The sequence below is a fragment of the Acinetobacter sp. Ac_5812 genome (assembly GCF_013072695.1).
Taxonomy (GTDB): domain Bacteria; phylum Pseudomonadota; class Gammaproteobacteria; order Pseudomonadales; family Moraxellaceae; genus Acinetobacter.
This window is the reverse complement of the sequence record NZ_LXUK01000012.1, coordinates 129,872-142,802: the sequence shown is the minus strand read 5'-3', so window position 1 is coordinate 142,802 and position 12,931 is coordinate 129,872. Positions and strand designations below refer to the sequence as shown.

The following is a 12,931-nucleotide window of genomic DNA, read 5'->3' as shown; positions in this document are numbered from 1 at the left end:
ATAGTACGCCTACAGATTTTGAACTGCCTTTTTATGATGCGAAATAAATTACAGGGTCTATTATCATTATTTATCATCCCTGTGATGATGGCGGGCTGTACCAGCTCAACGACAAAAGTAAATCAGAACCAAGGTAAAAGAATTTATATCCCACAAGAACAAGTCACTTTTACACGCCCGATTCCCAATAAAGTTGAACCAGCCTCTTACCGCCAATGGCTGAATCAAGGCGATAACTACGCACGTGTCCGTGAATACGAGCAATTCCTAAACCGTAATAATGTGGCTCATATTGTTCCAAGTTTTGAGCTACTCCGTACTGCACGAGACTGGCAAAAATGTGGCCGTTCAGAATATATGGTGCCTAACCGTGAGTTATGGGGCAATGCTCTTCCAACCTTACGTGCCTTTAAATATCTGGTCGCAGCAAAAGTCTTAACGGATTTTGAGGTGACTTCTGTCTATCGTGATTTACCACTGAACCAGTGCGCTGGCGGTGCAGGTTCTTCCAAACATTTATTCAACTCGGCAATCGATTTCCGTATTGGGCCTGAATATCCTCAACCGCAAGACTATGCCTATATTGAACAAACCAAGTTTAAACTATGTCAGTTCTGGGCTCAGCATGGTCAAGGCCTAGATTTAGGCATTGGTTTATATAGTTCTGGTCAAATCCATATTGATACCCAAGGTTACCGTACTTGGGGGCCGGATCTTACTCGCAATAGTTCAATGTGTAATTTCTAAAACAGATATCACCATAAAAAGAGATCTAAATGATCTCTTTTTTGTTTCATAATGATGATTGATGCTGCAATCAAATTGCACTCTGAGCATAAATGTTTAAAATGCAGAGCTAACAAATTGGTAGGTAAACTTGATTATGCAACAGATGTGGACCGAGATTGATGACTATATCAATTCACATTTAATTCCCACAGATCCAAGACTTCAACATGCATTAGACAATACTGATATTCAGGGTTTTTCTAATCATTTGGCTGTTGCGCCTAATCAAGGCATGTTTTTGCAAATGTTGATTCAGATGAATCAATGCAAACGGGTATTAGAACTCGGCACCTTCGGTGCTTACAGTACTATTTGGCTTGCCAAAGCCTTACCAGAAGACGGTTATCTACTTACCGTTGAGGGGCGCGATACTCACGTGGTTATCGCTCAAGAAAATATTGATTATGCCAATATGCCAACCAACATCGAACTCAAAAAAGGTCGTGGTGCCGATATTATGAATCAGCTGATTGCTGAAGACAGTGAAGCATTTGATTTGATATTTATTGATGCCGATAAGCAAAGCTACCGAGAGTATTTTGAACTCAGTCTAAAACTGTCTCATTCAGGCACAATCATTGTATTAGATAATGTGATTCGTGCAGGTGCGATCATTGATGAAAATAACAAGAAACCCAGCATTGAAGGAATCCGTGAAGCATTCACCGCGTTGAAAGATCATCCTCAGTTGCTTTCTTGCACGGCTTTGCAAACGGTTGGTTCAAAAGGTCATGATGGTTTTGCCATTGCAATCGTAAAATAGAGATTAAAAAACAACCTATTTAATTTAGTTGTGCAATATCAACAAATTATATTTATCTCCAGTGCTTTTCCATACAGTTATCCACAGGAATTGCGGATAACTATATGGAATAAAATGAATCACTTAGCAACTAATAGTGGCACATTGGCATTACGGAAGATCGTCGTCGTGATACTGCCCAAGAAGAATTGATGAATTTTACTGTGGCTAAATGCACCCAGTACAATCAATTGAATATCGTGTTCTCTTTGATATTCAAGAATATTTTGCGCCACATCACCATAACGATATACTGAGACAACTTCTAGACCTGCATCAGTTAGATACTTTTCAGGTTCGGTCAACATTTCCGGATGATCACCTACATAGAGCAAATGGCATTGTAATGTTTTCAACAAGTCACTCTGTGCGATGCGTTGCAACATCTTTTGGCAGGTCGGTGAATATTCATAAGCAAAGATAAAGCGTTTCGGTGGCTGGAAATGTTCCCCAACGGTAATCACCGTACAATTTGCACCACGAATAAAGTTTTCGACATTACTTCCAATCGGCTTATTCTTCTCAGCAGCTCGCTCACCCACTCGTCCAATAATGACCACATCATTTTCATTGAGAAGATTAAAGCTTTGCTCAAGAAAATCGCCTTTTTCCTGAATTTTGGTACTGTTTAGACCGTATTGTTTTTCGATCAACTCAGAAATGTGATTCAGCAAATTATTACTGTAATCGAGTGCTAACTCACTCTGTTTTTGTTCCAACTCTGCGAGTTCTTTAAGTAGCATGGCATTACTTTCAAAGCCAATCACGCCACTGATTTCACCTAAATGGTAGCTAGCTGGGTAATAGTCCAAGATTTGCAACAATACCAACTCTCTTTGCGTTTGTTTCGCAACCCATACCGCTGCTTCTGCAACAGCATCAATGCAGGGTGAAGAATCAATACATGCAATTACACGGTTCATTTTCGCCTCTCTCTAGGTATATACCTTAGGTCTTCTACTTATTTTTAACTTAACATAGATAAAAGCATGGTGGGTTAAATTTATGTATCGAATCTCATACGCTTTTTATTCGCTTCGATAACGAATAAGTTTGGCAGGGTTGCCTGCAACTACCGCATAATCCTCAATATCTTTAGTCACCATACTGTTCATTCCCACCACCGCATGATCGCCAATTTTAATTCCATCCTTGATCCCGACATGCGCTCCTAGCCACACATCTCGACCAATCTCAATGCCTTTGGAAGTCACGGGTTGTTGATAGATCGGACGATCCATTTCCATGCCATGATCAAATGCATAGAGATGACTATAGGCCGCAATTCGAACTTGATCATGCAACTTAATTCCGGTACGACCACCATCTAAAATACAATGGTGGTTAATGGCCACTTCATTGCCAATTTCTAAAGGACCATGCAAAGTACAATCAGCCGCAATAAAAGTATTATCGCCAATACTAATCTTTCGACCACGTTCAGCAAAGATATGGGCCAACGGTGATATAAAACAGTTCTGACCGATTTCAACCGTTTCCATATCCATCAAATAGGCTTGGTACTCGGCTTGCCATGCTTCAGCCCATTCTCGATGTTTGGGTTTTAAAGTCCAATATAACCACGGCATATAGTTCAAACGTTGCTTATGCTGCTCTCGATATTTTAATAACGGATCATTCATCATCTTGTTGTTCCTCGAGCAACACCACTTGCTCACGTCCTGAGAGGCATCGCCTCGCAAGAGAGGATAGATACATTTCAATCATCACATACATGTAATTTCTCACGTCCTCTACTCACATCTTGGAGTTTAAGCTTTAATGCTTCAATCTGATGCACTTGAACTCGCGCCTCAATGACCACCCCTGTTTCAGTGTATTGCTCTTGATATTCGATCTGCTGTTGAATCAGCTCATATTGAATAATCGCCCATTCATTGAATAAACAAGCAAAACGAATTTCTTTTTTTTCAATCAGCTCAATTTTCTCAGCTAAAAGTAAACATTGTCCTGCACATCCACCATAAGCCCGCACTAAACCGCCAGTCCCTAATTTAATCCCACCATACCAACGATTCACCAATACAATGACATTGGTTAGATCATTACCTTCAATGGTGGCAAGTATTGGCCGCCCTGCTGTTCCTGAAGGTTCGCCATCATCATTAAAACGAACATGATGGCCTATCTTCCATGCCCAGCATTGATGCGTCGTGGATAAGTCTCTGTGATGTTCTAAAAAAATTTTCACTTGTTGTTCATTTTCAACAACTGCTGCAATCGCTTGGAAACGACTTTTTTTAATGTCTTCTTCAAAAGTTACCGAACTGGCAAGAGTGAATGGCATAGAACATGAATAAAAATTTAAAACGCGATTATAGCTTTTTACAGCACAAATAAAAAACCTCGCACTAGGCAAGGTTTTTTATTAATGGAAAATTAGCGTTCGCGTAAAGCTTCTTTGGCTTTATTAAACGGTTTCAACAAGTAATCCATAATGGTTTTTTGTCCAGTACGAATGTCCACTGTCGCTACCATCCCTGGTGTAATACTGAATGCCTTACCCGCTTTATTATATAAACGGTCAGAATCCGTACGAATGTATACACGATAATAGAACTGATCTTGCTTTACTTCATCACGAATGGTATCGGGTGAAATCACCGTCACTTTACCGTCTAACCCTCCATAGATTGAGTAATCATAGGCCGTAATCTTGACTAAAGCTTCTTGTCCTGGGCGAATAAACGCAATGTCACGCGGTGAAATACGCGCTTCAATCAGCAATTTATCCTCTAAAGGTACAATGGTCATGAGCTTACCATTTTGAGGAATCACACCACCCAAAGTCGTAACATCAATTTCTTTCACAACACCACGTACAGGGGCTTTAAACACCGCACGTTCCAGACTGTCATTTCGACCATTCACAATCTGCTGCTGAGTTTGAATATCGGTATTTGCCTTAGATAACTCTTCTCGTGCTTTGACATAGTACTGGTTGCGTGTATCGTTGATTTTATTGTTTAGATCATTGGCTTCACGCTTTAAACGCAAGACTTCAACCTCACTGGCCGCACCTTTTGCCACCAATGGTTCTGTCATTGCTAGTTCTTGTCGTACTAGTTTTGCTGCTTGTTCATAACCTTCAATTGACTGTTCCAAATTGGCACGTCGTGACAAATATAGCGCTGTTTCTTCTTGTACCAATTTAGGACTCTTTTGCACATCTTCAGGAAAACTTAAGGGTGAACCCGTCACTTCAGCACGTAAACGCGCTGCGGTAGCCTGTGCTGAAATCAGTAAAGACTTTGACTCCCCAACATTCGATGCAAATCGGGTTGGATCAAGTTGTGCAAGAATTTGCCCCTTTTCAACCACATCGCCTTCATTCACATCCAGCTTAGTAAGAATCCCTCCTTCAAGCGATTGAATAATCTGCTCTTTTGAAGAGGGAATCACTTTCCCCGTACCCGTTGAAACTTCTTCTAGATTAAATAACCATGCCCAGATTAAGAGTGAAAGTAAACCAATCCCAATCATCCAAACAACAAGCGTCGAACGAGGTAACTTTGGTTCATTATAAGTTACGTTCATGGGACGACTGCTGTTCTGTTGTTGTTCACTCATAAAATTTCCTCAAAGTATTAAACTATTTTTTGTTTTATTGATGATTGTTGTAAAACTTGATCTACAGGTCCATCCATGACGATCTTGCCTTCATTCATGACAATAATTCGGTCAACCAATTCCAAAACTGCACGTCGATGCGTTGCAACAACTAAAGTCCGATAACCGAGCCAGCTTTTTAAGTGATCAATCAATTGTTTTTCGGCTACATCATCAATTGCAGCCGTGGGTTCATCCAGCAGTAAGATATTCGGCTGACGAATTAATAAGCGCGCTAACAATAAAGCTTGTCTTTGCCCCCCAGAGAAACCAACGCCACCTTCTAATACCAAATGATCTAGGCCTTCTTTCTTTTCATGCACAAAACTCAGTGCGCCAGTCACTTTTAGTACTTTTAAGATATCCTCATCACGTGCTAGAGGTGCGCCAAGGGTTAAGTTTTCACGGATGGTGCCATAAAATAAATGTGCATTCTGATTAAGTAAGCCCATATCACGACGTACATCTGCTGGATCAATCAAACTAATATCCAGATCATCCAAATACACTGAGCCAGAATTAGGGAACTGCATCGCAGACAAAATCTGTAATAAGGTCGATTTACCTGCACCGTTGCGCCCTAAAATCGCAATACGCTCACCTGCACGAATCTTAAGTTGTGGAATCACTAGACTTGGGCGTGGGTCATCTTCCGTATATTGGAACACCACTTTTTTCAACTCATAATCGCCATGCAACACTTCTTTATGTACCAAATGCGCTTGATCTGGTTGATCGACAGGTTTCTGCATTAACTCATCTAAGCTTTTCTTCGCCACTTTTGCCTGTTGCAAACGACCTAAGATGCCCGTGATTTGTGAAATCGGTGCCAACATCCGTGAAGATAAAATCGAACACGCCACCAATGCACCTGTGGTCATATCCCCTTTCATGACTGCAAAACAACCCACTAAAATCACAGCTGCATAAGTTAACCCCTGAATCTTTTGCGTCCACGCAGTCAGTACCCCCACAATCTTACGTTGCTGCATACTGATATCAGCAGACACTTCGTTCATATGGTTCCACTGGTTTTGGAAACGTGACTCCGCGCGTAATAATTTAATATCTTCAATACCCTGCACTGCTTCTACTAAAATTGCATTTCGAATCGAAGATTCACGCATCCCTTCTTGTGCAAGCTGTGCCAATTTATTTTGTGCCAAAATCGCAGGCAAGATCATTAAAGGCACGACCAATAACATGACCCAAAATAAGTTCCCCCCAATGATTGCGAAGATAATCAGGAATAAAAAGAAAAAGGGTAAGTCGGCAATGGCCCCCATGGTCGTTGAGGTCACTAGATCTCGAACACCTTCTAACTCACGGATCTGAGAAATAAAGGTTCCCGTTGACTTAGAGCGCTCACTATTCTTAATCCGAATTGCATGACCAAATACGCGATCAGAAATACGTAAATCTGCCCGTTTACCAATAATATCTGAGATATAAACCCGTGAAAGTCTTAATACAAACTCAAAAATCGCAGCAATTAGTACACCACTCGCAAGCACCCAAAGTGTTGGAATCGACTGTGATGGAACAACTCGGTCATAGACCTGCATCGAAAAAATAATCGTGGCCAAAGCCAAAATATTGGCAATCATTGAGGCCAACATGATATCGATATAGCGTTTCCAGTCTTGTAATACAATTGACCAGAACCAGCTTGGTTCATACGGTTTAATGTATTCATCAATACGTGCATCAGGCACTGACTGTTCTGGACGAAGCACATATACATTTTTAATAATATGCTTCAATGCACCAACAGCAAATTTCTGGGATAGACCTTGATCGCCACTGAGTTGAACACTGACATGGCCTGAACCGTCTGCTTTATCAATAACACCAACCTGCCCGTCGGCTAATTCCACCAGTACAGGTAAACGCCAAGGGTTAATCACGTCGTCACTAAAAGCAACTCTTCTAAGGTTTAATCCAACCTGTCTGCTGATTAACACTAAAACTTCATCTAGATTCTGGTTTTGATTCCAGTCAAGCTGTAAGCGAATCCGCTCCTCAGAAGGTTCAATTCGATAATGCTTTGCAATGGTCAGTATGGCTTGTAACCAAGGCTGATAGTTTATTTTTGTCGTAATCATGGTTGTACCTCAAATCCTTGGATTTTTATATTATTGAGGTCATAGGCTTGGCGAGAACGTCCTGTTGCAGCAATATATTGAGCAATACTGCTGTAAATGTCATAACGTGCTGTTTCTGCTTCTGAATTCGCACTATGAATCGCCTGTTCTGCATTTAACAGATCAACCAGAGTCCGTGTTCCCAACTTATATTGTTCTTGATAAAGTTCTCTTGTTCGTATTGTTGTTGCTTGTTGTCCTGCTAAAACCTGCATTTGACGCTGTTTATTTTCAATTTGTTCTCTGCTGGTTCGAATCTGATCCAACACTTTTAAATACACTGCATTGACTTGTGCTTTTGCTGCCTCTTCAGCAAAACTTGCCGCACGAGTTTTCGAGGATGTTGCCCCACCTTGATAGAACTGGCTACTAGCTTCCAACATAATCGCACTATCGAACCCACCCTCTTTATCATTTCCTGGGTTCCTACCATGTAAAGCTTGACTCAGTTCTCCTTTTACAGATAGTGTCGGGTAATTACTAATCTGTGTCTGTAATTTTTGATTACGAGCAACCTCAATTCCAGCCTGAGCTGCAATCATTTGTGGAATGGTATTGAACTGCGGTGCAGCATATAAATCTGATTGTTTTACAAAATCTTCTGAAATCGCCCATTGTACATTTCGTGTATCAAAACCTAATAAGGTATACAAATGCTGCTGATATTGGCTCAGTAAAGATTGTTGCGCGATCATCGCTGATTGAGCAGATTGCAAATAGGATTGAGCCTGTATCGGATCAGCCTGACTACTAATTCCCGCATTAGCACGCAGATTAGCCATCTCTTGGATACGCTTAATTCCAGCAATCTGCTGATTCGCAATTTGAATGAGTTTTTGATAACGCTGAATATTAACAATTGTTTGTGCAACATCTAATGAAATATCATCAATTTTCACTAGAACATTCGCTTGCCCAACCACAACTTTGGCTTTTTCGACATCAACACCCGATTTAACTTTACCAAAGTCATAAAGCATTTGTGCAGCACTTAATGTAAGTAGCTGTTGACCTCGAGTACTTTTTTTACCCAAATCACCTGTACTGACCCCACCACCTATCTGTGGATAGTAGCCAGATTTAGCAACATCAATATTGGCATTTTGCGAGGCTAATGATGAAATTCCTTGCGAAATTTCAGGGTTCCGCTGCACCGCAATCTGTACCGCATCTTTGAGAACTTTTCGCTGATTCTGCCAGAACGCAGCCGGAACTGTATCGACTTGAGGGCGGCCTGATCCAACCACAGGCAAATCACTCCCCAGTGAAGCATCAACAGAAAAATTACTTAATTTCTGCATTTGTGCCACTTTAAACTCATCACTACTTTTTGGGACAAAAAGCTTAGAAATATTGTTCTTTAAAGTGTGATACTGTTCACTTGGAGTTGTTGCATGTGTCATTGGCATAGACAATGTTGCTACATAAAGTAACCACTTAAAATCCATACTTTTTTTCCATGATCCATTATTCACTTTTATATCGTTGTGCAAGTTCATATTTTTTTCGTATTGTTATCATTTCAGCATTTTCATTTTAAGCATTTTTTTATAAAAAACACTACGTTCCGCACATAATTTCATCGCAAGATATATGTATATTTTTGTAAAACAGTTCACATTTTAATAGATTATGCCTAGATAATTAAATTTATAAAATAATTATCTATCAATAGATTATTTAAAAACTTCCATATTTCCATTTAGACAAGTCAAGCTTTTAAAAATTTCGGTATAAAAAAAGAACCTTGCGGTTCTTCTTTAAAAAGTGACAATCGGTTGATTTAAACGACGAAGTCATCACCTAAATACACTTTACGTACTTGCTCATTATCCAGAATTTCTTGTGGTGTTCCTTCTGCAATCACTGAACCCTCACTCACAATGTAGGCTTTCTCACAAATTGCTAAAGTCTCACGTACGTTATGATCCGTAATCAGAACCCCAATACCACGATCCTTAAGTGTTTGAATAATCTCTTTAATATCACCAACAGAAATTGGGTCGACACCAGCAAATGGTTCATCTAAAAGCATAAACTTAGGATCGGCAGCCAAAGCACGTGCAATTTCAGCACGGCGACGCTCACCACCAGACACACTCATCCCCAATGAATCCTTAATATGATTGATTTTAAAATCATTTAATAACTCATTGAGACGTTGCTGGCGCTGTTGTTTATTTAAGTCTTTTCGTGTTTCCAGAATTGCCATGATATTTTCAGCAATGGTAAGCTTTCTGAAAATCGATGCTTCCTGTGGCAAATAACCAATACCTTTACGTGCACGCTCATGCATCGCAAGATCAGACAAGTCCAGATTATCTAAATGGATCTCGCCTTTATCCATACGAACCAAACCGACGACCATATAAAAGCTCGTCGTTTTACCTGCACCATTTGGTCCAAGTAAACCAACAATTTGTCCACTTTGCATAGTAAAGGAAACATCTTTTACCACCCAACGTTTACTATAGTTCTTAGCTAAGTGTTTGATACAGAGCGTCTGTGGTTGCTGCATTGATTGTTCCATTAATCACGCGCCCCTGGGAAACTTTTTGAACTTGAAGGTGGAATAATAATTTGCACACGGTTAGTTGAAGATCCTTGTGCCTCTACATCACCTTTATTCATGCTGTATTTTAAGCTATTACCACGAATGCTTGAGCCATCCTGATAAAGGTATGCTTTACCCGTTAAAGTAAGAATACCTGTATCTGCATTGTACACGATCGTCTGTGCTTCACCTCGAGCTAAGCCCTTATTCGTATCCATTTGCTGCTGGAACTTTGCTGGCTGACCTTTGGCTGTAATGATTTGAATTTCTTTTTTACTATTTAAATTTGCAACAAGTGAATCAGCTTGAAGCTTCATGGTGCCTTGTTCGATCACAACATTGCCAGTATAGGTCGTTATACCTGTTTTATCATTATAAGTTGCACGGTCCGCAACCAAAGAAAGCTGTTGGTTACGATCCGATGGCAAAGCAAAACTAGCTGCAGAAGAAAGTGCAACCACAGCAACACAGCTTAGTTGTTTCAGGAAAGTAAAACGAGATTTGGAATTAAGAACTTGGCGCATACTTTCCTCGAATTTTATAAAACTCATATTGACCATTATTTAAATTAGCCTTGAGACCCTGGCTCACAAATTCAGCAGATGGTGATTGAACTATCACCTGATGTTGTGTTTCAAGCTCTCTTGTTTTTGGGTAACCCGTGAGTTCATCCGTATGAAACTCTAATTTGTTACCTTGATCGGACAATTTCGTTGCAACAACATCTCCAAGCAAAATGACTTTACTATTATCATCATAGCCATTTGCTTGTTTTGCATAGAATGTTGCATCCAGTTTGCCCTGTTTGTACATCACCGCATTCAGTTGATCAAGCTGAGAGGTTTTTTGTTGCATATTCTGTTGTAGCTGTTTAACTTCAGCTCGCATATACAAATTGCCCTGCTCGTCAGTTTGAGTTAAATGAACACCCTGAGCTGAATAGGTCATATTCTTGGCTGAATCAACATCCAACTTTTTTGCTTTGCCACTGTAGTAATAGTAGCCACCACTTATAGAAGCGACTACAACAGCAACAACATATAAAACTTTGGTATCCATAAACAGGGTTACCTAACCTTTAAGCGAATCAACACTATATTAATGTGGTACAGCAAGATATTTTTCAAGCAGTTCTTGGTAAACACCTTTTGCCATCAACAACATATCGCATACTTCTCGTACAGCACCACGACCACCCATCGCTTGGGTCACTAAATTAGCACGACGACGTACTTCTTCATGTCCATTGGGCACCGTAACTTTCATACCAGCGATCGCAAATGCAGATAGATCAGGCCAGTCATCCCCCATATAAATACAATCTTCAGGCAATAGATCCAATTGAGCACAAGCTTCGCGCAGTGCTACCCCCTTATCCTCGCGCCCTTGAAAGACGAGATCAACACCAAGATCAGACATCCGTTTTTCAACAATCTGACTTTTTCGACCTGTGATAATAATTACTTTCATACCCGCTTGTTGAACCAGCTTCATTCCCAAGCCATCACGGATATCAAATGATTTAATCTCATCACCTGAATTGGTTAATGTAACAAAGCCATCGCTTAAGATGCCATCCACATCAAGTACCAGTGCTTTTAAATGGCGAGCTTGTTCTTGTAAAGCATAAGATGCCATGGCTTAATTTACTCCTGCTTCAATCAAATCATGCATAGTGATTACACCAATAACCTTGTTGGCATTATCTACGACCACAAATTGATTGACTTTTTTGTCATGCATTTTTTCTAGAGCTTTCACCGCACGAGCATCCTGAGAAATCGTTAGAGGATTTTTACTCATAACTTCAGATACAGCTAAGTTCACATCAAAACCTTGTTGCTGATCAATCATACGACGTAAATCACCATCCGTGAAAACACCTAACAAGGTATCATTTTCATCAACAATTGTAGTTAACCCAAGCCTTTTACCAGAAATCTCATATAACACTTTGTTCATTGGGGTATCTGGGCTCACTTTAGGTAACTCTGCACCAGTGTGCATCAAATGTTTAACATAAAGGAGTAAACGTTTACCTAACGCCCCTGCTGGATGTGAACGTGCAAAATCATCTGCAGTAAAACCACGAGCCTCTAATAATGCAACAGCTAAAGCATCGCCTAATACCAATGTTGCAGTGGTACTTGATGTTGGTGCTAAGCCCAAAGGACATGCCTCCTCAACAGCACCAAGTGTCAATGCAACATCGGCATTTTGAGGCATTGGCCCTTTATCATCCCGACTAATGGTAATTAAAGGTACAGCTAAATGCTTGATTAAAGGCATTAACATCATGATTTCATCACTCTTACCTGAGTTAGAAATTGCAATCAGTACATCACCACGCACTAACATTCCTAGATCACCATGGCCTGCTTCACCTGGATGCATAAAGAAAGATGGTGTTCCAGTCGATGCAAAGGTAGCCGCCATTTTACGACCGATATGACCAGACTTACCCATACCAGTTACAACAACACGTCCTTGGCATTGCAAAAGGATTCCGCATGCAATATCGAAGCGTTCATCAATTTGCGCAGTTAAGACATCTATGGCTTGTTGTTCGACACGCAACGTTTCTAATGCGCTTTTTTGGAAATCTATGGTGTGTGACATATGAGTTTGACTCAAAATAATACTCTATCCACCTGATGGTAGATGATTTTAATCAAAAGAATGGTGGCGATTCTAACATATCTGCAAATCATACACGTTTCTAAATGTATAAGTTTTCATGAAAAATGAAGAGATGAAGTATGGAATCGGACTCATTATATTTGGGCTATCACCCATATTTTGAATCCCAATTTAGTTAGGCATATGTACATTCATTCTTAATCGCACATCCCTTCTATACGTCACAGGAAAAACTTGCTTATTATTAAAGCTAGTTACATATACATATACATATACATATACATGTACATGTACATGTACATATAAGATCACACATGACCACACCTAAACCAAATCATGTATTTTGTATAACAATCAATGCTTCAAGGATCA

General features: G+C 40.1%; 13 protein-coding genes. 2 read left to right on the top strand and 11 right to left on the bottom strand.

All coding sequences use genetic code 11. The features are described 5' to 3' along the window. Window positions 1-33 precede the first annotated feature (33 nt). On the top strand, window positions 34-747 hold the full coding sequence (locus tag A7P55_RS09815) for a D-Ala-D-Ala carboxypeptidase family metallohydrolase (protein WP_216078017.1): 714 nt from the start codon (window positions 34-36) through the stop codon (window positions 745-747). A gap of 136 nt (window positions 748-883) precedes the next feature. Then, window positions 884-1,552: an O-methyltransferase gene (locus tag A7P55_RS09810; RefSeq protein ID WP_171551954.1), complete on the top strand. Its 669-nt coding sequence runs from the start codon at window positions 884-886 to the stop codon at window positions 1,550-1,552. 119 nt (window positions 1,553-1,671) lie between these two features. Here A7P55_RS09810 and A7P55_RS09805 read toward each other — a convergent pair whose 3' ends face one another. From A7P55_RS09805 to A7P55_RS09755, 11 genes are all read right to left on the bottom strand, one after another. Next, window positions 1,672-2,514 (bottom strand): universal stress protein, encoded by an 843-nt coding sequence (locus tag A7P55_RS09805; RefSeq protein WP_171551953.1) that lies wholly within the window; start codon window positions 2,512-2,514, stop codon window positions 1,672-1,674. Between the two features lie 105 nt (window positions 2,515-2,619). Continuing rightward, a complete protein-coding gene (locus tag A7P55_RS09800) occupies window positions 2,620-3,237 on the bottom strand; it encodes an acyltransferase (RefSeq protein WP_171551952.1) in 618 nt (205 codons plus the stop codon). A 74-nt stretch (window positions 3,238-3,311) separates the two neighbouring features. Further along, complete coding sequence (locus A7P55_RS09795; protein ID WP_171551951.1) at window positions 3,312-3,899, bottom strand: YigZ family protein; 588 nt, start codon at window positions 3,897-3,899, stop codon at window positions 3,312-3,314. A gap of 92 nt (window positions 3,900-3,991) precedes the next feature. Continuing rightward, on the bottom strand, window positions 3,992-5,182 hold the full coding sequence (locus A7P55_RS09790) for an HlyD family type I secretion periplasmic adaptor subunit (protein ID WP_016163106.1): 1,191 nt from the start codon (window positions 5,180-5,182) through the stop codon (window positions 3,992-3,994). A 17-nt stretch (window positions 5,183-5,199) separates the two neighbouring features. Next, window positions 5,200-7,323, bottom strand: coding sequence for a type I secretion system permease/ATPase (locus tag A7P55_RS09785; protein ID WP_171552244.1), 2,124 nt, complete (start codon window positions 7,321-7,323; stop codon window positions 5,200-5,202). Continuing rightward, on the bottom strand, window positions 7,323-8,813 hold the full coding sequence (locus tag A7P55_RS09780; RefSeq protein ID WP_171551950.1) for a TolC family protein: 1,491 nt from the start codon (window positions 8,811-8,813) through the stop codon (window positions 7,323-7,325). Before A7P55_RS09780 ends, A7P55_RS09785 begins: the two co-directional genes overlap by 1 nt. 335 nt (window positions 8,814-9,148) lie before the next feature. Beyond that, entirely contained in the window at window positions 9,149-9,895 is a 747-nt protein-coding gene (gene lptB, locus A7P55_RS09775) for an LPS export ABC transporter ATP-binding protein (protein ID WP_171551949.1), read from the bottom strand. Then, the gene (lptA, locus tag A7P55_RS09770; protein ID WP_171551948.1) at window positions 9,895-10,443 is read right to left on the bottom strand and encodes a lipopolysaccharide transport periplasmic protein LptA; all 549 of its coding nucleotides are present in this window, start codon (window positions 10,441-10,443) and stop codon (window positions 9,895-9,897) included. The genes lptB and lptA overlap by 1 nt, the downstream gene beginning before the upstream one ends. Next, complete coding sequence (lptC, locus tag A7P55_RS09765; protein WP_171551947.1) at window positions 10,427-10,978, bottom strand: LPS export ABC transporter periplasmic protein LptC; 552 nt, start codon at window positions 10,976-10,978, stop codon at window positions 10,427-10,429. Before lptC ends, lptA begins: the two co-directional genes overlap by 17 nt. A gap of 39 nt (window positions 10,979-11,017) precedes the next feature. Next, window positions 11,018-11,557, bottom strand: coding sequence for an HAD-IIIA family hydrolase (locus A7P55_RS09760; RefSeq protein ID WP_005202504.1), 540 nt, complete (start codon window positions 11,555-11,557; stop codon window positions 11,018-11,020). Between the two features lie 3 nt (window positions 11,558-11,560). Further along, complete coding sequence (locus tag A7P55_RS09755; RefSeq protein WP_171552243.1) at window positions 11,561-12,538, bottom strand: KpsF/GutQ family sugar-phosphate isomerase; 978 nt, start codon at window positions 12,536-12,538, stop codon at window positions 11,561-11,563. Window positions 12,539-12,931: the final 393 nt, after the last annotated feature.

Coding starts and splice junctions, on each gene's coding strand:
- A7P55_RS09815 (WP_216078017.1), top strand. CDS start 34: ATGATGCGAAATAAATTACAGGGTCTATTATCATTATTTATCATCCCT.
- A7P55_RS09810 (WP_171551954.1), top strand. CDS start 884: ATGCAACAGATGTGGACCGAGATTGATGACTATATCAATTCACATTTA.
- A7P55_RS09805 (WP_171551953.1), bottom strand. CDS start 2,514: ATGAACCGTGTAATTGCATGTATTGATTCTTCACCCTGCATTGATGCT.
- A7P55_RS09800 (WP_171551952.1), bottom strand. CDS start 3,237: ATGATGAATGATCCGTTATTAAAATATCGAGAGCAGCATAAGCAACGT.
- A7P55_RS09795 (WP_171551951.1), bottom strand. CDS start 3,899: ATGCCATTCACTCTTGCCAGTTCGGTAACTTTTGAAGAAGACATTAAA.
- A7P55_RS09790 (WP_016163106.1), bottom strand. CDS start 5,182: ATGAGTGAACAACAACAGAACAGCAGTCGTCCCATGAACGTAACTTAT.
- A7P55_RS09780 (WP_171551950.1), bottom strand. CDS start 8,813: ATGGATTTTAAGTGGTTACTTTATGTAGCAACATTGTCTATGCCAATG.
- lptB (WP_171551949.1), bottom strand. CDS start 9,895: ATGGAACAATCAATGCAGCAACCACAGACGCTCTGTATCAAACACTTA.
- lptA (WP_171551948.1), bottom strand. CDS start 10,443: ATGCGCCAAGTTCTTAATTCCAAATCTCGTTTTACTTTCCTGAAACAA.
- lptC (WP_171551947.1), bottom strand. CDS start 10,978: ATGGATACCAAAGTTTTATATGTTGTTGCTGTTGTAGTCGCTTCTATA.
- A7P55_RS09760 (WP_005202504.1), bottom strand. CDS start 11,557: ATGGCATCTTATGCTTTACAAGAACAAGCTCGCCATTTAAAAGCACTG.
- A7P55_RS09755 (WP_171552243.1), bottom strand. CDS start 12,538: ATGTCACACACCATAGATTTCCAAAAAAGCGCATTAGAAACGTTGCGT.